Origin of the sequence: Corynebacterium kroppenstedtii DSM 44385, assembly GCF_000023145.1 — a bacterium.
Lineage (GTDB): Bacteria > Actinomycetota > Actinomycetes > Mycobacteriales > Mycobacteriaceae > Corynebacterium > Corynebacterium kroppenstedtii.
The window spans coordinates 1,611,884-1,632,212 of record NC_012704.1 but is presented as its reverse complement, the minus strand read 5'-3'; the positions used below and the strand labels follow the sequence as shown (position 1 = coordinate 1,632,212).

Genomic DNA, 20,329 nt, shown 5'->3' with positions numbered 1-20,329 from the left:
GGCCACCTCAACCCGTAAATGGTTGCCGACGTATCACGTTCAATCAGTCGCGGTAAAACTCCGAGAACGGACCAAATTGTTCGTCGAACCTATTGGTCTCATTAGACGCCGGCGCGTCACTGCCGTCCAACAGATCACCATCGCCATATAGTGGCGTATTCTCCCGCTCGCTGGCGCGAAGCTGTTCGGTGGTGACGGTGTAGGAATCTCCCTCGCGTGTGGCCATCGTCGTCGTCAAAAGGCTGATCACAGTATCTTGAATCAGCGCATTAATGCCATCCCGGTTGCTTTCGTCGCCGGTAGCTACGTCGTACATAGACCGGAAGGTCGACTGGTTATACGCAGGAAACGTCGCTAACGCGCAAATGATGAAGTAGATATCGATCGCGGACACCCCTGGCCGGAATGCGCCGTGATCCTGGCCATTCATCAGCAGTCGCCCGATCTGCAGAACGGCGGGTGAACCGGAAAAGATGTGGACATCGGCATCTTGGGGGAGTATCCCGAGCAGGTTTTCCATCGCTAACATCCTGGCCGACCGCGGCTCAGCAAAGAACTTCTTCACAAGGATGTCAATGAGCTGCCGGATCGCCTCGACCGGCACGTCACTGTCAGGAATAAGATCCTCTGCCTTCGGGTGGAGGAGCGTTTCCGCATAGCGCAGGCACTCCATGTAAAGGCCTTTTTTGTCGCCGTAATAGTAATGGATCATCCGTTTAGAGACACCGGATGCGCTCGCGATATTTTCCAGGCGAGCCTCGTTATAGCCGACGTTAGAAAAAACGGTCAGCGCGGCGTCGAGAATTTCCTCATGCTCGGGGGCTGAGGTCTCAGCGTTCTTCGAGATAGGGCCGGTATCGATGGAAATGAGGTCGGGTGCTGAGGGGGAGTCGTTGTGTAAAGGCGATGTTGACATACTCATTACTTCGAACGGGGTTGACATCTATGGCTTCAGTTCGCGGCGTGCTGAGTCTGTTGCCTCATGCTCCTTGATCCCTCATCGAATGATCCACATTATCGACGAGCTTATGATCCAGTCCGCCCCCAACCTCCACGTGCTAGTGATGCTGATCGACTAACGGTGGTAGAGGAACAGTTACGGTCTCGACCTGGTGCCATAATTACCAACACAATCGTAGACATTAGTTTTTACTTTCTGCATTATCTCTTGGTGTATCCCAGTTCGCCGAGCGTTTCTGACCTTATTCGGGGGTAGTTAAGTACATAGCGTCCCGATCAATGCCCACCGTTATACGATCGACGCGTGCAACTACCCCCTTGCCAAGAAAGAACCTACGGAATGGTAGGTGCCACGACTGTTGCCGTGGGGAAGGCGCGGTCTGGACGGTCCCGACCGCAACACAACTCTGTCTACGCAGGTCTGTATATGCAGGGCGGTCGCGTCAAGGAGTATCGTTGGAGGCGTGCGGACCTACCGTTCCGTAGCTCTTTTCCGGGCAACTGACCCCTCGAGTAGTAGGTGGATGGCCCGACTGTGAACGGGTGGTACGCGGTACACCGATATGTAGGGAAGGTTTTAATGACTGCTGAAGGAAAGAATCCCGTCAACGTTGCTGTTTCCGGAGCATCCGGACAGATTTCGTACTCTTTGCTCTTCCGCATTGCTTCAGGTGACGTCTTTGGTAAGGACACCCCGGTTCACCTCCGGCTGCTCGATATTCCGCAGGCTGTTTCCGCTGCTCAGGGTGTCGCGATGGAGCTCTTTGACGCTGCATTCCCGCTGGTCACCGGTATCACGGTCACCGATAAGGCAGAGGAAGCATTCGAGGATGCTCAGGCGGTTTTCTTGGTTGGTTCCAAGCCCCGCGGTAAAGGAGAGGAACGTTCCGATCTCCTCGCAGCAAATGGCAAGATTTTCGGGCCCCAAGGTAAAGCAATCAACGACCACGCTGCCAAAGATGTGCGCGTACTCGTCGTGGGCAACCCTGCCAACACCAACTGCCTGATCGCGAAGGCCAGCGCCCCCGACATCCCGGCCAACCACTTCACCGCTATGACCCGTCTGGATCACAACCGGTCGCTGGCTCAGCTCTCTGACAAGCTGGGTGCCCCGGTGAAAGACTTCGCGAAGATGACGGTGTGGGGTAACCACTCTGCCACGCAGTTCCCCGACGTCACCTATGCCACGGTCAATGGCGAGTCTGTTGCCGACAAGGTCGATGAGAAGTGGCTTGCCGACGAGTTCCGTCCGCGTGTTGCCAAGCGTGGGGCTGAAATTATCGAGGTTCGCGGTAAGTCCTCCGCAGCCTCCGCAGCCTCGGCGGCCATCGATCACATGCGCGACTGGTTCGCCGGCACCCCGGAGGGCGACTGGGTATCCGTGTCGCTTCCGTCGGATGGTTCCTACGGTATCGACGAGGGCCTGGTTGCCTCTGTGCCGTGCCGCTCGGTGAACGGCGAGTGGGAAGTTGTTAAGGACCTGGAGATTTCCGACGCTCAGCGCAAGCTGATCGACGCGAATGTGGAGGAGCTCCGTAACGAAAAGAAGATCGTGGAGGATAGCGGCTTGATCTAGCCCTGGCAGTCCTCGACGACTGATAGACGGTTGATAGGCGCCCGTTACGCGTTGTAAAACCGGTTGTTCAAGGCCCGGCTCTCCCTGGTGGAAGAGTCGGGCCTTGTGCCGTCGTTGCCCCGAAACCGCATATGTCCTCGGTCCGTTTTAGAATGAACCTCATGAATTCAGCCCGTCACACGCCGCAAGGCTCCTCGTCATCATCGAAATCCTCTACGACGAACCGCGCAGACCTCTTACCTAAGCAGTGGAATCCCGCGGATGTTGAGAAGAAACTCGATGAGAGCTGGGTAAACAAGGGCTACTTCACGGCGGATGCGTCGTCATCGAAGCCGTCCTATTCCATTGTTCTGCCACCGCCGAATGTGACCGGGCAGTTGCACATGGGGCACGCTTTGGACCACACGATTATGGATGCCCTCGCCCGCCAAAAGCGGATGCAAGGCTATGAGGTTCTGTGGCTCCCGGGCATGGACCACGCGGGTATCGCCACTCAAACCAAGGTTGAAGCGCTTCTCAAGGAGACAGAGGGGAAGGATCGCTTCGATTACGGCCGCGAGGAATTCGTCGACAAGGTGTGGTCGTGGAAGAAAGACTATGCCGAGAGAATCGGCAACCAGATGCGCGCCTTGGGGGATTCTCTGGACTGGTCGCGTGAGAGGTTTACCCTCGACGAGGGACTCTCACGTGCGGTTCAGACCATGTTCAAGAAGCTTTATGATCAGGGATTAATTTACCGTGCGAACCGAATGGTGAATTGGTCGCCGAAGTTAGAGACCGCGATCTCCGATATTGAGGTCGTGTACTCCGACGATGAAGGTGAGCTCGTTTCCATCCGCTACGGTTCTCTCAACGACGACGAGCCGCACGTCATTGTCGCGACGACGCGTGTTGAGACGATGCTGGGCGACGTCGCGGTTGCCGTCCACCCGGACGATGATCGATACAAAGATCTCGTCGGTAAAGAGTTGCCGCATCCCTTTATCGAAGGCCGCATGATGAAGGTCATTGCCGACGATTATGTCGATCCTGAATTCGGTACGGGTGCTGTGAAGATCACGCCTGCTCATGACCCCAATGACTTCGCGATGGGGCAGCGCCATCACCTCGATATGCCCGTGGTCTTGGATAAGACCGCGCATATTGCGGACACAGGAACCCAGTTCGATGGCATGGATCGGTATGAGGCGCGGAAGGCTATCACGGAGGCGCTGCGGGAACAGGGCCGGGTTGTGAAGGAGATCCGCCCCTACGTCCACTCGGTGGGCCACTCCGAGCGCACGAAGGAGGCCATCGAGCCACGCTTGTCCGAGCAGTGGTGGGTTAAAGTCGATGGCCTTGCCAAGATGGCATCTGAAGCAGTAAGCAGCGGTGATACCGTCATCCATCCGGAAAGCCAGACACCCCGCTGGTTCGATTGGGTCGACAACATGCACGATTGGTGTATTTCTCGCCAGCTGTGGTGGGGCCACCGGATTCCGATTTGGTATGGCCCCGACGGTGAGGTCGTCTGTTGTGGCCCCGATGATGAACCACCAACAGGTGAGGGCTGGCATCAGGATCCCGATGTGTTAGATACCTGGTTTTCCTCGGGCCTGTGGCCGTTCTCGACGATGGGGTGGCCGGAACACACTAAGGATCTGGACAAGTTCTATCCGACGTCCGTGCTGGTCACCGGCTATGACATTCTGTTTTTCTGGGTGGCCAGAATGATGATGTTCGCCACCTATGCCGATACCCTCGAGGACTCAACCCTTCATGATGGCCAGGGTGCGACGGCGAAGGACGGCCGTCCTCAGGTACCGTTTACGGACATTTTCTTGCACGGTCTTGTGCGCGATGAACAGGGCCGGAAGATGTCGAAGTCCTTGGGCAATGGCATTGATCCCATGGATTGGGTGCGCGATTATGGCGCCGATGCTTTGCGCTTCACGCTGGCTCGCGGTACAAACCCGGGAACAGATTTGCCGCTCGGTAGCGACGCCGCGCAGTCCTCGCGCAATTTTGCGACGAAGCTCTTTAACGCAACCCGGTTCGCGCTGATGAATGGCGCGCAGGTTGGCCCGTTGCCAGAGCGCTCCTCGCTCACGGACGCTGACCGGTGGATCCTGGACCGCCTGGAGGCCACCCGTCAGTACGTCGATAAGTCCCTGGCCAAGTACGAATTCGCGAAGGCGAGTGAGGCGCTCTACCACTTCACGTGGGACGAGTTCTGTGACTGGTACCTGGAAATCGCGAAGACACAGATTCCGCGCGACCCCGAGGACAATGATGCAACCGGGCAGGCCACTCAGTGCGTGATCGGCCGAGTGCTGGACACCATTCTGCGGCTGCTCCACCCGACGATGCCTTACGTGACAGAAACATTGTGGACCGCGCTCACCAGTGGTGTGGAAGGGCAGAAAGAGTCTCTGGTTGTTTCTTCCTGGCCTGATGTGTCGATGACGACAGACGGTGCCGACGCCGACCCCGTTGCTCAACGTCGTGTGGAGGACCTCATCAAATTGGTGACGGAAATCCGCCGTTTCCGTTCCGATCAGGGTGTGAAACCGTCACAGCGGGTACCAGCGCGGGTTGATTGCGCCGCTGCGGATCTTCAGGAACAAGAACCTGCCATCCGTAATTTGGCTCGTATCGATGAACCCTCAGACGGATTCTCTGCGACGGCGTCCATTGAACTGCGCTTATCGCAAACCACGATTACTGTCGAACTGGACACCTCCGACACCGTCGATAAGGACGCTGAGCGGAAGCGGATGGAAAAAGACCTCAAAGCGGCGAACAAGGAACTGGAAACCACCGGTAAGAAGCTGGCCAACGAGAATTTCCTCACGAAAGCGCCGGATGCCGTGGTGAACAAGATCCGTGAGCGTCGAGCTATTGCCGAGGAAGAGGTTGCCAGGATTTCAGCGCGGTTGGCGGACCTCGAATAAGTTCCTGGGGATAAACCCTGGTGAATGCGGACGAACGGCATAGAACGAAGCGGGATACAAGGAAGAAGGTATGAATGGTGGCAGGTCGTGACGAGGATGACCTCGATAACGACGGGGGCATCCCCCATTCCCATCACGACAAGATCGAGGGCAATTCAGTCGATCCGGCATCACTGAGTCCGGAGGACATTAACGCCGCGATCTCCGATGACCTCAAAGTCGATGATGCCGGGCTGACGTTGCCCTTGAGTGACGAAACAAAGCCAGAGGTTGTGCACCGCACCATCACACCGGACGATCTCGAGGCACTGGCGGACGTCGAAGACCAGCTCAATTCGCGCTGGCCAGAGACGAAAATTGATCCCACCCTGTATCGCATGCATCAGGTCCTCGATCTTTTGGGGGATCCTCAGCACGCATACCCATCTATTCATGTTGCGGGGACGAATGGGAAAACGTCCGTGACTCGGATGATTGAATCCCTCCTTCGTGCGTTCCATCGGCGGACCGGCCGTACCACCAGCCCTCACCTGCAGTCAGTGACGGAACGAATTGCCATCGATGGGGAACCAATCCATCCTGCAGACTTCGTGCAGACCTGGAAATCCATTAAGCCCTTCGTCGAAATGGTCGATCGCCGATCTGAGGACGAGGGGGGACCGCGTATGAGCACCTTTGAGGTGCTCACGACGATGGCATTCGCTGCATTCGCCGACGCTCCCGTCGACGTGGCTGTCGTCGAGGTCGGCATGGGTGGCCGTTGGGATGCAACCAACGTCGTGCACGGGGACGTGACCGTGATAACCCCGGTGGGAATGGACCACTCCGAATACCTCGGCGACACCATTGAAGAAATCGCCGGTGAAAAAGCGGGAATTATTAAGTCTCGGTGGGACAAGGATGACCTTCTGACCCCACCCGATAATGTCGCCATTATCGCCGAGCAGGACCCCGCCGCGATGAATGTGATCCTGGAACAAGCGGTGTCCGTCGATGCATCGGTGGCCCGCGCCGGGAGTGAATATGGCGTCGTTGAACGATCCGTGGCTGTTGGCGGCCAGACCTTAACTATCCGTGGTCTCGGTGGAACATATGAAAACATCTTCCTCCCGCTGTCTGGTGCCTACCAGGCCCGGAATGCCGCAACAGCGCTTGCCGCCGTCGAGGCTTTCTTTGGCGCGGGAGGCGGACGGCAATTGGACATCAACACTGTCCGCGAGGGCTTCGGTAACGTCAGCTCACCAGCCCGTTTAGAGCGCATCCGAACCTCGCCATCGGTATTTGTTGACGCCACCCATAACCCCCAAGGTGCCCGGGCTTTAGCAGAAACCCTTCACGACGACTTTTCTTTCCGACGCCTCATCGGCATCGTCAGCATCTTCCAAGACAAAGATGTCGTCGGTGTGTTGGAAACCTTGCGCGACACATTCGATGAAATCGTTGTCACGGAGGTTGATTCGCCACGAGCTATGCCCGTCGACGAGTTAGCTGAGCTCGCGCGCACCCTTTTCGGCGATGAACGTGTCCACGTTTCAGCCTCCATGGCCGACGCCATTGAAGACGCTGTTGCCCTGGCCGAAGAGGAAGGCGAGGAAGAAGGCTATGGCTTGGCTGGAACAGGGGTCGTCATAACGGGCAGTGTGTATTCAGCAGGCCGCGCGCGTGCGCTGCTAGGAAAGGAACCGGAGTAGTGGTGGATCGACGAGAAACAGGTTCGGGTCGCGACGGCAACCAGCGGCACGGCAACCAGCTTCCGAGCGCCAAGGGCGACGACGCGATCGAGTATGGCCCCCTAGGACCCGGCCATGATCCGGTGAAGGACCCGTTGAAAAGTTTGCGGGGAGTGATGGCCGGAACCTTGATCATGGAGTTCATCACCTTCTTACTGGTTCTCCCCGTGGTAGCCCGAGTTGACGAAGGCGCGTATAACACGCCTTTCAACATCGTGTCGGTGATCGTATTTTGCGTTGCCTTATTGGTTATGTCGTTCCTGCAGGGTAAGTCGTGGGCTCTGGGGGTCGACTTGCTTTTGCAGGTTGTTGCCATCGTGGGGTTCATTGTTCATCCCGCAATGGGTGTGATGGGGATCGTTTTCGCACTCGTTTGGGCGTATATCGTGTACCTGCGCAAGAACTTGATTGAGCGGATGAAGCGCGGGTTACTAACTACCCAGCACACATAAGTTCGCGGGACGTGCTTGGAATCGGGGGATTCGGGGGACCTTTTGTCGGGGGACAAGCGGTAATCGGTGAATCGGGGGAGTCGGTTGGGCCACCGTACGGAACGTCGTCGTGGCCGCCGTCGGCAAGCTCGTTAAGCATCCGCACCAGTGCCCGACCTCGTCTTCGGGATGGTGATGTAATAATATGTTCAAACATCAATAATATTGCGACCTGTGGGCTGACCCCTCGATAGGTACCCGCACTGATCACGTAACGAGAGACACCAACATGGCTTCACATCACACCGATCCTATTCCCGGTCGAATCCGGGAACGTGGGGTCTTCCATCCGGGTACATGGATTGCAGCTGTCATCGTTGCAGTCTTAGTCGCGATGTTCATCCACGGCCTGATCACAAACACCAACTATCAGTGGGACGTGGTCAACGACTACATCCGCGACGTGAACGTCGTGAAAGGTGTTGGCTGGACCCTGTTGCTGACCGTTCTGGCCATGGCGATCGGTATTGTGCTGGCTGTGACCGCGGCCATTATGCGGCAGAGTGAGAATCCTGTTCTTCGTTCCGTTGCCTGGGCCTATATTTTCGTTTTCCGTGGAATCCCGGTTTACACCCAGTTAGTTTTCTGGGGTTTGCTGGCTGTTCTGTATCCGAAGTTGTCCATGGGGGTTCCCTTCGGCCCCGAGTTCTTCAAATTCGATACATCCGACATCATCACGGCGTTTTGGGCTGCAACACTGGGGCTTGGTTTTAACGAGGGTGCCTACCTTGCCGAAATCGTCCGATCCGGTTTAGAGAGCGTGGACGAAGGCCAGCATGAGGCCGCCCGAGCCTTGGGAATGAAGCACAGCACCGTCCTTCGTCGAATTATTATCCCGCAGGCGATGCGAGTGATTATCCCGCCGCTCGGAAATGAAACGATCGGCATGCTGAAAACGACCTCCCTGGTTCTGGCCGTTCCGTTTACTCTGGATCTACAGTACGCAACAAATGCCATTGCCAACCGTCTCTATGCACCGATCCCGCTGCTGATTGTCGCGGCGCTGTGGTACCTCGTCGTGACCAGCGTGCTTATGGTTGGGCAGTACTTCCTCGAGCGATACTTCGGCCGCGGTTTTGATAAAAACCGTAGCTCCAAACGAATCCAAAAAGTGGCGTCTGACCCGTCGAAACTGAGCAAAATCCCGGAGGTTGAACAGTGAGTAAGCCCGTAAACCCGGATCAGAATACATCGACGAGTACGACGTCGGCGTCCACGGCTACGGCCGGTTCAGGTGAGCCATTGGTTGTCATCGACGGTCTGTGGAAAGCCTTCGGTGAGCTGGTAATCCTCAAAGACGTGTCATTGTCGGTGAATCGCGGCGACGTCACCGTGCTCATCGGCCCATCAGGATCGGGAAAATCGACTCTGCTGCGATGCGTTAACCAACTGGAGCGAATCCAGGCAGGTTCGATTCGGATCGATGGAGAGCTGCAGGGGTATGAGCAAGAACCCCTTTCCGACGGGCGACTCCAGCGTTTGAAAGCGAAAGATATCTCCCGGCAGCGCTCCCGCATCGGGATGGTGTTCCAGCGTTTCAACCTTTTCCCTCACATGACTGCCTTGGAAAATGTCATGGAAGCGCCGCGCCGGGTTAAAGGTGTGCCCAAAGAGAAGGCCAAGAAACGGGCACTTGAGCTCCTGGAACGAGTTGGACTAGGGGATCGCGCGACGCACTATCCGGGTGAATTGTCCGGTGGACAGCAACAGCGTGTTGCTATCGCGCGTGCGTTGGCTATGGACCCAGAGATTATGTTGTTCGACGAACCGACGTCGGCACTGGACCCTGAGTTGGTCTCTGAAGTTCTCACGGTTCTCCAAGAGCTTGCCGAGAGTGGAATGACCATGATCGTGGTGACTCACGAAATGGGATTCGCCCGCGAAATGGCCGATAACGTCGTGTTTATGGATGAAGGGCAGATTGTGGAGCAAGGCGCTCCGCAGGACGTGATCAACAACCCGAAGTCAGATCGACTCCAAGCTTTCCTCCAGTCGGTGTTATAGGCCGAGCAACCTAATGCCGTTCGACCGCCCCAATGCTGTTCGGCTATTCCGTGGGCAAGTGGCTCTCTCTGTGCAAGACGCTTTGCTAAGCCTTTCAAGCGTAGGCGATTCATGACTTACAATGATGGTATGTCTGAACGTACCCTCATTCTGATTAAGCCCGACGCAGTCAAACGAGGCCTCGTAGGAGAGATTCTCGCCCGTATCGAGCGTAAGGGGCTCACATTCTCCGCCCTGGATCTGCGCGTGGCAGACCGGGAAACCGCGGAAAAGCACTACGAAGAGCACAAAGACAAGCCGTTCTTCAAAGACCTTATTGAATTCATCACATCGGGGCCGCTCGTTGCTGGAGTTGTCGAAGGCCCACACGCTATCGAGGCTTGGCGGCAGCTCGCTGGGGGTACCGACCCTGTGAAGAAAGCGACGCCGGGGAGCATCCGTGGGGATTTCGCGCTCGACGTTGATGCCAATGTCGTTCATGGTTCGGACTCGCCGGAATCGGCAGAACGTGAAATCGGCATCTGGTTCCCGAACCTTTAAATTCTTATCGAACCCGCACGATGACCACATGGCGAATGATCGCATGTTGACGGTGCGGGAACGATAACGACACTCCGTTAGCCCAGGTATATGGCCTGGTTGTGCGGGGAATTGTAGTGGGCGAGGGCTGCTGATCCGCCGCCCTCCGGTCCGCCTATGACAAAATAATATTCGGAATGCAGACGGGCGAAGCTGCGCTGCAGCGCATGACCGCACATTGTGTGCCCCATGTGTGTCGTTTAACAGCGAGGGGCCGTCCGAGATTGCTCTATTACCCCGGTGTTCATAACCGCGAGCTTTTAGAAGATAGCTGCAAGCTGCGCCCCCGTTTCTGTTCCGCCAGCAAGCTTTACCATGACAAAAGAACCGCACTGCACACGCTGTCCAGCCGGATTTATACACGCACTGTGCTAGTCAGTGTTCGGTGGTGCCGAGCAGACGTCGCTCGGAATGAGTAAGCCATCGTGCGCATGACGGACTGGACCACCGGCCCGTGCCACTATCTGGGGCGCGACCACTGCGGTGCTGCTAAAGGAGAATTGTGGCTGACACAAGCCGTACACCCCGTCGACGTTCGGCAAAACGAACGACAAACACATCATCACAATCGAAGTCGAGGAATGCTCGGGCGTCCCGAGCGGCCCACGCCGAGATGGTGACCGAATTAAGTGCCCTATCTGCTGGGACAAAAGCAGTTATCTCTTCCCTCGACGAGCGTGACCTCGCCGCGAAAACACGCGTTCATCAGTTAGCGAAACTCATCGGGCACACGAGCAAAGAAGTTATTGCCCTCCTCGGTGCCGTCGGAATCACCGTCCGCAGTGCGCAATCGACCGTCACTCGTGAACAAGTGGCCGAATTCCGCGACCGAGTACAAGCTGCAGAGAAAGACGGCTCCGATCACGCGCGTGATGCCGACTCTCAGAACGCTGATACCGATAAGGGGCAGGCGGATAAGACTGAGTCGGATAAGGCTGAGCGTGCCGACGTCGGCAAGGCCGAGGTTGAGAAGGTTACCCCTGAAGCGGAGACACCTGAGGAAGATAAGTCCGAGGCAGAGGACGCTGATGCTGGGGAAGCCAACGTCGATAAGTCCGAGGCGGAAAAGACTGAGACTGAGACGCGAGACGCCGAAGAGCTAGAAACTGAGAGCTCCGACACCGCTGAGGACCAGGAAACGAATCATATTTCCATTCCGACTCCGATTTTCATGGCGCCCACGCCGGTCGCCACGGAGTCGACGGAATCCCGCGACAATTCAGGTGATTCTTCCACGTCCGATGGTGAATCGTCAGAGGACACAGAGGAGACATCGGACGTCGACAATGAGGATAATGACGACTCACCGTCATATCGACGCCGCCGGGGTCGCCGTGGCCGGGGCAAGAAGAACGTCGACGAGTCGCCGAAATCTCGAAACTCCAAAGACCACAATGAGGACGACACCTCGGACGATGAGCGTGGTTCGTCGTCGAAGCGGTCGAAGAAGAGCAGCGATAAGGGCAAATCGGGGGACAAGAAAGACACCAAGCACGACTCAAACAAGCACGACTCCAACAAACGTAAGGACAAGAACAAGAAGGGGCGTTCCTCGGGCAACAACTCCTCGGGCAACGGTGATGGCTCCGGCGAGGGGAAACAGGAGTCGCCGAAGTCCGATGAGCCCACCAAGATCAAGGGCTCTACACGTGCTGCGGCTGCGCGGAAGCGTCGCGAAGAAAACAAGCGCGACAAACACCAGACCATCAGCACGGCTGAGTTCCAGGCGCGCCGGGATGCCGTTCACCGCCGGATGATCGTTCGCGATTCAGTGCGATCCGACGGCTCCGGAAAAGTCACGCAAGTCGCCATCATGGAAGACGATCAGCTGGTCGAGCACTTCGTGACGTCGGAACGCACGCGTACCCTCGTCGGCAATATTTACTTGGGGCGTGTCCAAAACGTCTTGGCCAGCATGGAAGCTGCGTTTGTCGATATCGGAACCGACCGCAACGGTGTGATCTACTCCGGAGACATTGATTGGCGGCACACTCGGCACACTGGTCGCCAGCGGAAGATTGAAAAAGCGCTCAAGCCGGGCGATCCGATTTTGGTTCAGGTCACGAAGGATTCCGTCGGGCACAAGGGGCCGCGGCTCACCAGCCACATTTCGCTGGCCGGTCGGTACCTGGTGTACGTGCCCGAGGGGCGTGCGCACGGGGTATCGCGTAAGCTGCCGGAGCCTGAGCGGAAGCGTTTGAAGAAAGCGGTTTCCGGCATTTTGCCTGATGAGGGTGGTGCGATTATCCGCACGGCCGCGGAGGGCGTCGATACCGAGGACATCGCTCGTGATGTTCGTCGGCAGCAGAATGTGTGGGACACGATCCTTGAGAAGGCTGACGAGCTCCGTACTTTGCCGGGCTCGCAGGCTTCCTCTGGGAAAGGTTCCGGGAAGAAGAATTCGAAGGGCGGCAAGAAGGGATCGAAGCCGCACTTTGACGGCCCACAAACACTGCATGAAGAGCCAAACCTGCTGGTCAAGGTTGTGCGTGACCTCTTCAATGAGGACTTCGATGAGCTTATTGTCGACGGGGGCCGCTCGTGGTCGATGGTGTCGTCGTACATCCACCGGATTGCGCCGGACCTGGAAGAGAAATTGTCGAAGTACGAGCGTCAGGACCATGATGGGCAGGACGCGTTCGGCCACTGGGGGATTGATAAGCAACTGAAACAAGCGCTGGACCGCGTGGTGTTCCTTCCGTCCGGAGGCACGCTTGTCATTGAGAAGACCGAGGCCATGACGGTCATTGACGTCAACACCGGCCGTTTCACCGGCTCGAGTGGCAGCCTCGAAGAAACCGTGACCCGCAACAACCTCGAAGCCGCCGACGAGATCGTCCGTCAGATGCGGTTGCGTGATATCGGCGGCATGATCGTCGTTGACTTCATCGATATGGTGCTGGAAGAAAACCAGGAACTGGTGCTCCGCCGGCTCAGTGAAGCCCTGGCCAAGGACCGAACCCGCCATCAGCTGGGTGAAGTGACGTCCCTGGGTCTCGTGCAGATCACCCGCAAGCGGCTGGGCAAAGGCTTGGTTGAAACCTTCTCGACGCCATGTAGTGAGTGTCATGGCCGTGGGTTCATTGTCCACGACGATCCCATCCTGTTGAGCAGCACGGATGATGATGAATCGGACGACGATAGCGCGGCACTTCAGGACAATGTCGACAATGACCTGCCCGAGTACTCGTTTGACGACGACACCGACGATCACGCGGACGATACGTCGAGTGATTCCACGTCAGGCGATTCCAAGAACGACCGCTCTAAGGGTGGTCGCTCTGGAGGCGGCCGTTCTAAGAAGGACCATGCTGGGAAGGGCGGTTCTGGGAAGCAGGGTCATTCTGAAAAACAGGGCGACTCTGAGGAGGCGACCACGCGTCGGCGCTCCATCGAGGAAATCGCTGCAGCTGCAGTAATTCTTGCCGACGATGAAGATCCCGATGAGCCCAGTGGCGCTGATTATCTCCCAGCTGCGCAAGACTCTCGGAGTGGTGGCGACGACGCAGATAATGCTTCGGCTGGCGATAATGGATCTTCTGGTGACAAGGATGGGCGTCCTCGTCGCCGGCGGCGTCGTAAAACAACACGCTCATCGCGTTCTCAGCATGAGGAGCAGGTAAAGGCGGACCACACAGAGTCCGATGGTGCGAAGACAAACCCGCCGGAAAACGCGACGAAGCGTGACGAGGAAACTGCTCACCATCCTGACGCTGACGCGGACAAGGGGAGCGGCGACAAGACCACACGCGGTAAGAAGCAGCGTGGTCGTCGTCACGCGACCCGCCGGAGTGCGTCGCAGGCGAAGAAGGCAGCATCGTCGTCGCAATCGAAGTCCCGCAATGAGGACGACTCTCACGCCAAGGACGAGCACCAGACTAAGGATGCGTCCCGAACCAAATCTCGCTCGAAGGATTCAGGAGACTCATCGTCACGGTCCCGAGGGAAGAAATCCTCCTCAGCAGACACCTCGTCCCAGCACGAGGAGACGTATGAGGAGGCACAACGACAGTTCGACCGGTCGCCACGGCGTCGGCGAGCTACTCGTGGAAACTCCCGGTCCGATGTACCGCCGGAGAAGGAAAACTATTCAGACGGTAAAACCGGTAAAACGGGACGTGGTTCGTCCAACGCGTCAGACCAGAAACAGTCGGATAAGTCATCGGCCGAAAACCGGTCAGAGCACGCCGACAAGCGGGAAAACGACTCTCACAGTGGGTCATCCGCCCGCAAGAATGGCCGACGTCGTGCGCGGCGGAGAGCCTCCACGAAGAAGTGATCGGTAGTTTCAGGCGCCCGGGAAAAAACGTCGATTCGTTTCACACTGGTAACAATGATATAGACGGTTTTGTTATCCATCGGTGACCGGGTAGTCTTGAGCAGTCGCTGTTCGCAGGCCGACTGTCTAGGCCCGTGTGTGCTCATGAATGCGCCCGGGCAACCGTTCATGTCTCATGCCGCGAACACGTTAATAGTCCAGTCAGGGTGATTAGCCCTGAGCCGAGCGAAAAATAAAAAGGGGTAGCCCTCTTATGTACGCGATCGTCAAGACCGGCGGAAAGCAGTACAAGGTTGCTGAAGGTGACCTCGTCAAGGTCGAGAAGATCGAGGGTGAGCCGGGTTCGTCCGTGGCTCTCTCCCCGGTTTTGCTCGTCGACGGTGCCTCAATCACCTCAGGTGATGATCTGTCCTCAGTGGCAGTGAACGCCGAGATCGTCGAGCACACCAAGGGCCCGAAGATCCGCAACATGCATTACAGGAACAAGACCGGATACAAGCGTCGCCACGGGCATCGCCAGCCGTTGACCGTTGTGAAGATCACCGGCATCAAGTAAGTCTCGCGGCCGCTGCGGGTTCATCACCCACAGCTGCCACGTGCCCGAGTTTTTCCAAGGAGGGAAATCAACCAATGGCACACAAGAAAGGTGCGGCCAGCTCAAACAACGGTCGCGATTCAGAGTCAAAGCGCCTCGGCGTGAAGCGCTTCGGTGGCCAGCAGGTCAAGGCGGGCGAGATTCTTGTTCGCCAGCGTGGTACCTCATTCCACCCCGGCGAAAACGTCGGCCGTGGTGGCGACGACACTCTCTTCGCCCTGAAAGCAGGTGCAGTTCAGTTCGCTCGCAAGCGTAACCGTCGCACCGTCAATATCGTCGAGAACGTCGAAGCTGAGCCCGCCAAGGCCTAGTTCGCCGTCTCCGCAGCTCCTCCGGCGTCTTATCGCCCGGGGGAGTTCTTTTTATATGTGGAATAATGACCTGGCAGGTATGCCAAGCATTCCCACCCCACCCCAACCCCAACGATGTTGAGGGAGAACTCGTGAGCCACCACAGCCGGACTAGCACCACAACCCCTCACAGCGAATCTCTGGATCGCGGGTTGGAATCGCGGCACATGAACATGATCGCCATCGGCGGCGCCATCGGTACCGGGCTCTTCGTCGCTTCGGGTGCCACCATTGCCGACGCCGGCCCCGGCGGTGCCCTCGTCGCCTACGGTGCTATCGGCCTCATGGTGTTCCTGCTGATGCAGTCACTGGGGGAAATGGCGACATATTCACCGGTGTCGGGGGCCTTCGCGCACTATGCCCGCACCTACGTGTCTCCGTCCTTCGGTTTCGCCACAGGCTGGAACTACTGGTTCAACTGGGCGATCACTGTAGCGGCAGAGCTAGTAGCGGCAGCCCTGGTCATGAAATTTTGGTTTCCCTCGACGCCGGGTTGGGTGTGGTCCGCGATATTCCTCGCGCTCCTCTTTTCGCTGAATATCGCCTCCGTCAAGGGATATGGGGAAGGCGAATTCTGGTTCGCGCTCATCAAAGTTGTTGCGGTGATCGTATTCCTGGGCATAGGCGTGCTCATGATCGCCGGGATCTTTGGTGGAAAATCCCCAGGATTCTCCAACTGGACCCACGGCGAAGCACCATTCAAAGCCGGATTCCTAGGCATCCTCAACGTCTTCATGATCGCCGGATTCTCATTCCAAGGCACGGAGCTCGTCGGGGTCGCGGCCGGTGAATCACGAAACCCGGATAAAGACATTCCCCGCGCTATCCGCAGCGTGTTCATCCGAATCATGCTTTTCTACATCGGCGCGATTGCGGTCATTGGGTTCCTCATCCCGTACACCAACCCCAACCTCCTTCGGTCCGACGTCGACAATATTTCGGTTTCACCCTTCACCTTGGTGTTCCAAAATGCGGGTGTTCTTGCCGCTGCGACCATCATGAACGCGGTCATCTTGACCTCGATTTTGTCGGCGGGAAACTCCGGCCTGTACGCGTCGACACGAATGCTGTATGCGATGGCGAAGGATGGGGTCGCACCGCGCATCTTCGCAAAAACATCGAAACGTGGTGTGCCCCGGCCGGCACTCTTTGCCACCACGGCGGTGGGATTGCTGTGTTTCCTCACCTCGTTGATTGGGGAGGGCGCAGCATACGAGTGGCTGGTTAACGCGTCGGGTCTAGCCGGTTTCTTAGCGTGGATGTCGATTGCGTGGAGCCATTATCGTTTCCGACGCGCCTATATCGCTCAAGGGAATGACCCCGCTGATCTGCCCTATCGTGCTCGCTGGTTCCCCGCTGGGCCGATTGTTGCGCTGGTGATGTGCGCAGTGGTGATTATCGGGCAGAATTACCAAGCCCTCTTTGATTGGTCTAGTTTCTCTACCATTCTGTCCTCATATATCGGCCTACCGCTGTTCATTGCGTTGTGGGTGGGGCACAAGCTCTCCACCCGCTCCCATATGGTTCCCCTCGACGATGTCGACATTAGCCGGCATCATCAGATGTAAGATCGGCAGCGCTTGATCCGGCTCACCCGAGCCGTTTCACGGAAGGATTGGAATTCATGCCTCAGTTTGTTGACCGCGTTGTGCTGCATGTCCGCGCTGGCGATGGCGGCCATGGGTGCGCATCCATTCACCGCGAGAAATTCGTCCCCCTGGGCGGCCCCGATGGGGGCAATGGCGGCCACGGCGGTGACGTTATTCTGGAGGTCAGCAACCAGGTTCACACGCTCGTCGACTTCCACTTCCACCCGCATATCAAGGCAACCCGTGGCGGCAATGGGGCTGGTGACAACCGCAATGGAGCTCGGGGCGAAGACCTGGTCCTCCCCGTTCCCGATGGCACCGTCGTTACGGAACCCGACGGCACCGTGGTCGCGGATTTGATGGGCGTCGGCACGCGGTTCACCATCGCAGAGGGCGGCTACGGGGGACTGGGGAACGCTGCCCTTGTTTCAAAGGCGCGCCGGGCGCCGGGTTTTGCCCTCCTCGGCGAGCCAGGTGAAGAAAAAGACGTCGTCCTTGAACTCAAGTCCATTGCCGACGTTGGACTGGTGGGCTACCCCTCGGCGGGGAAGTCGTCACTGATCAGCGTGCTCTCGGCTGCGAAGCCGAAGATTGCGGATTATCCCTTCACGACGCTGACGCCGAATCTCGGGGTCGTCATGGTGGATAATGACGCTTTCACGATCGCGGATGTCCCCGGTTTGATCCCCGGTGCTTCTGAAGGGCGTGGCCTGGGGTTGGATTTCCTGCGCCATATTGAACGATGTGCGGTGATCGCCCATGTGGTTGATCCGGCGGCTCTGGAAGCTGACCGCAACCCGGTCGATGACATTCGTGCGCTGGAAGAAGAGTTAGCTGCGTATCAAACAGCGTTGGATCATGACACGGGGCTGGGGGATTTGCGTGAGCGTCCGCGTGTCATTGTTCTGACGAAGATGGATGTTCCTGACGCACGTGATATGGCTGAGCTGGAGAAGGAGTCTCTCGAACAGTTCGGGTGGCCCATTTTCACGATTTCGTCGGTCGCCCACGAGGGCTTGGACGAGCTTCGTTTCGGTTTATGGGAGATCGTGAAGAAGTATCGGTCTGAGCATCCGGTCGACGAGGAGCCCGTGGCGGTTCTTCGGCCCGAGCCTGTTGACAAGCGTCGAGGAAAACTGGGCCGCAAGAGCGCAGCGAAAAACGCCGGTGAGGATTTCGTCGTTCACACGGATAATGGCACGGACAATGAGCTCGGCGGCTTTATCGTCGAAGGTAAGAAACTCGACCGCTGGATTCGTCAGACCGACTTCGAGAACGATGAAGCGGTGGGGTACTTGGCTGATCGCCTGGCCCGAATCGGTGTGGAGGATGCTCTCTTTGATGCTGGCGCCGAGCCAGGCTGCGATGTGACTATTGGCGACATCACGTTTGAGTGGGAGCCGACAACCTCGGCGGGTATCGACCGCACACCGGATAGTCGTGGTTCGGATGCGCGCTTGTCACAGAACCATCGTGGTACCGCGGAAGAGCGTAAGCGGGCGTCGCAGGTTCGTCGTGGACTTATTGATGAATACGACCTGGGACAAGAAGCGTCACGCGAGCGATGGGAAGGCTAAACACCGAAGAGTAGAGGAAGGGAATTGGCCGATCCGCGCGCGCTGTGACGCGCTCAACATCTTCCGCCAAAATGCAAGGAAAAAGACACTGCAGACCGTCGAAAACGGTCGGATGGAATATGACAGTTCCTCCTTTTCTTGCTAATACTGGATAGCGTGCTTGATGAGCGGCAGAGGACGTATGCCCTCATCTCTTCATCACTTTTCTGTTCTCAATCTGATGTATCAGGATCGATGCCTTCTTCTACCCAGACACTGACCCCTGAACAAACGACTAATCACCCGACAGATCACACGAACGCCGATAGCGACGTCGCACCCGACCATCCACAACCGTCTGACCAGGAAGTGTCGGGTCACCAGCCCGGCGCCGAACTCCCTTCGAACTTCCAGTCAGACGCACCTGCCCCTGAGGGAGTACCCATGCGTGACGATGTGCACGTACATATGCCAGGCCCGGTTGTTCCAGCCAAAGAATTCCAATTCCCGGACCCCGACCAGGGCATAGATGATCGTGCCGCTGGCCACGAATCCACCGTTCGTGAGCGTATCGCCGACGCTAAGAAAATCGTCGTCAAGATTGGGTCCTCCTCGTTGACGGATTACAACGGGGCCGTGTACCCGGAGGCCATGGACCGCATTTGCGATGCGCTCGAGGCTCGCATGGCCCGTGGCAGTGACGTGATTGTTGTGTCATCGGGCGCGGTGGCCTGCGGCATGAAACCACTGAACTTGCCGACGAAACCCACCGACTTAGCGACGAAACAGGCAGCTGCCGCCGTCGGCCAGGTGCTGTTGGCGCAAGAGTGGGGGCGGACGTTCGCCCGCTACGGCAGGCCCATCGCTCAGGTTTTGTTAACACAGTCCGACGCGGGGCGTCGTGACCGTGCTCGCAACGCACAGCGCACGATTGATCGCCTTCGCCGGATGCACGTCGTTCCCATTGTTAACGAGAACGATGCAGTGGCGACCTCGGAAATGCGCTTCGGCGACAACGACCGCCTGGCCGCGCTGGTCGCACACCTGGTCTCTGCGGATGCGTTGGTGTTGCTGTCCGATGTGGATGGTTTGTACGACCGCAACCCGTCCTCGCCGGGGGCGCGCTTTGTCCCTGAGGTCAAGAGCGGCAACGATTTGAAGGAAGTCGCCGCCGGTGATGGCGGCAAACTGGGGACAGGTGGCATGGCCTCAAAGCTTTCGGCTGCTCGGTTGGCCTCGCGCGCTGGCGTTCCGGTGCTGTTAACCTCCACGGCTAACATCGGCCCGGCGCTGAATGATGCGGACGTCGGAACGGCGTTCTGGCCACGCGAAGAGCGCTTGTCAGCATGGAAATTCTGGGCGCTGTATGCCGCCGACGCCAGCGGCACGTTGCGCCTTGATGCCGGCGCGATGAAAGCCGTGACGGAAAAGCACTCGTCGCTTCTTGCTGTTGGTATTCGTCGTGCCGATGGGGACTTCACCGCGGGTGACATCGTCGATATTGTGGGCCCGAAGGGGCAGGTCATTGGCCGTGGCGAGGTTAATTACGACTCCTCGACATTGGCGGACATGATTGGGCGTTCCTCGGAGGAGCTGCCCGAATACCTCCACCGTCCCGTGGTACACCGCGATTATTTGTCGAATTTCGCTTCCCGCGCCTAGGTGGGGCAGTAGGTTAAAAGCATCG

The 20,329-nt window shown here is 57.7% G+C and carries 14 protein-coding genes; 13 read left to right on the top strand and 1 reads right to left on the bottom strand.

The features are described from left to right. Positions 1–43: 43 nt before the first annotated feature. Positions 44–916, bottom strand: a complete 873-nt coding sequence (locus CKROP_RS06765) for a TetR/AcrR family transcriptional regulator (RefSeq protein WP_052292383.1) — start codon at positions 914–916, stop codon at positions 44–46. Between the two features lie 624 nt (positions 917–1,540). Between CKROP_RS06765 and CKROP_RS06760 the strand changes: the two genes are divergently transcribed. From CKROP_RS06760 to proB, 13 genes are all read left to right on the top strand, one after another. Then, the gene (locus CKROP_RS06760; RefSeq protein ID WP_012731996.1) at positions 1,541–2,536 is read left to right on the top strand and encodes a malate dehydrogenase; all 996 of its coding nucleotides are present in this window, start codon (positions 1,541–1,543) and stop codon (positions 2,534–2,536) included. A gap of 161 nt (positions 2,537–2,697) precedes the next feature. Further along, the gene (locus CKROP_RS06755; protein ID WP_041628862.1) at positions 2,698–5,469 is read left to right on the top strand and encodes a valine--tRNA ligase; all 2,772 of its coding nucleotides are present in this window, start codon (positions 2,698–2,700) and stop codon (positions 5,467–5,469) included. Positions 5,470–5,642: 173 nt separating this feature from the next. Further along, positions 5,643–7,160 (top strand): bifunctional tetrahydrofolate synthase/dihydrofolate synthase, encoded by a 1,518-nt coding sequence (gene folC, locus CKROP_RS06750; RefSeq protein WP_041629447.1) that lies wholly within the window; start codon positions 5,643–5,645, stop codon positions 7,158–7,160. A gap of 86 nt (positions 7,161–7,246) precedes the next feature. Then, the gene (locus CKROP_RS06745) at positions 7,247–7,651 is read left to right on the top strand and encodes a DUF4233 domain-containing protein (RefSeq protein WP_041629446.1); all 405 of its coding nucleotides are present in this window, start codon (positions 7,247–7,249) and stop codon (positions 7,649–7,651) included. A 268-nt stretch (positions 7,652–7,919) separates the two neighbouring features. After that, positions 7,920–8,852, top strand: a complete 933-nt coding sequence (locus CKROP_RS06740) for an amino acid ABC transporter permease (protein ID WP_012731992.1) — start codon at positions 7,920–7,922, stop codon at positions 8,850–8,852. Further along, a complete protein-coding gene (locus tag CKROP_RS06735) occupies positions 8,849–9,694 on the top strand; it encodes an amino acid ABC transporter ATP-binding protein (protein WP_012731991.1) in 846 nt (281 codons plus the stop codon). Before CKROP_RS06740 ends, CKROP_RS06735 begins: the two co-directional genes overlap by 4 nt. A gap of 129 nt (positions 9,695–9,823) precedes the next feature. Beyond that, positions 9,824–10,234, top strand: a complete 411-nt coding sequence (ndk, locus tag CKROP_RS06730; RefSeq protein ID WP_041628861.1) for a nucleoside-diphosphate kinase — start codon at positions 9,824–9,826, stop codon at positions 10,232–10,234. Positions 10,235–10,775: 541 nt separating this feature from the next. Next, complete coding sequence (locus CKROP_RS06725) at positions 10,776–14,552, top strand: translation initiation factor IF-2 N-terminal domain-containing protein (protein ID WP_012731989.1); 3,777 nt, start codon at positions 10,776–10,778, stop codon at positions 14,550–14,552. 253 nt (positions 14,553–14,805) lie between these two features. Beyond that, on the top strand, positions 14,806–15,108 hold the full coding sequence (gene rplU, locus CKROP_RS06720) for a 50S ribosomal protein L21 (protein ID WP_012731988.1): 303 nt from the start codon (positions 14,806–14,808) through the stop codon (positions 15,106–15,108). A gap of 74 nt (positions 15,109–15,182) precedes the next feature. Then, positions 15,183–15,458: a 50S ribosomal protein L27 gene (gene rpmA / locus CKROP_RS06715; RefSeq protein ID WP_012731987.1), complete on the top strand. Its 276-nt coding sequence runs from the start codon at positions 15,183–15,185 to the stop codon at positions 15,456–15,458. 212 nt (positions 15,459–15,670) lie between these two features. Further along, positions 15,671–17,065, top strand: coding sequence for an amino acid permease (locus CKROP_RS06710; protein ID WP_202795517.1), 1,395 nt, complete (start codon positions 15,671–15,673; stop codon positions 17,063–17,065). Positions 17,066–17,121: 56 nt separating this feature from the next. Beyond that, entirely contained in the window at positions 17,122–18,663 is a 1,542-nt protein-coding gene (gene obgE, locus CKROP_RS06705) for a GTPase ObgE (RefSeq protein WP_012731985.1), read from the top strand. Between the two features lie 234 nt (positions 18,664–18,897). Continuing rightward, complete coding sequence (proB, locus tag CKROP_RS06700) at positions 18,898–20,304, top strand: glutamate 5-kinase (RefSeq protein WP_012731984.1); 1,407 nt, start codon at positions 18,898–18,900, stop codon at positions 20,302–20,304. Positions 20,305–20,329 lie beyond the last annotated feature (25 nt).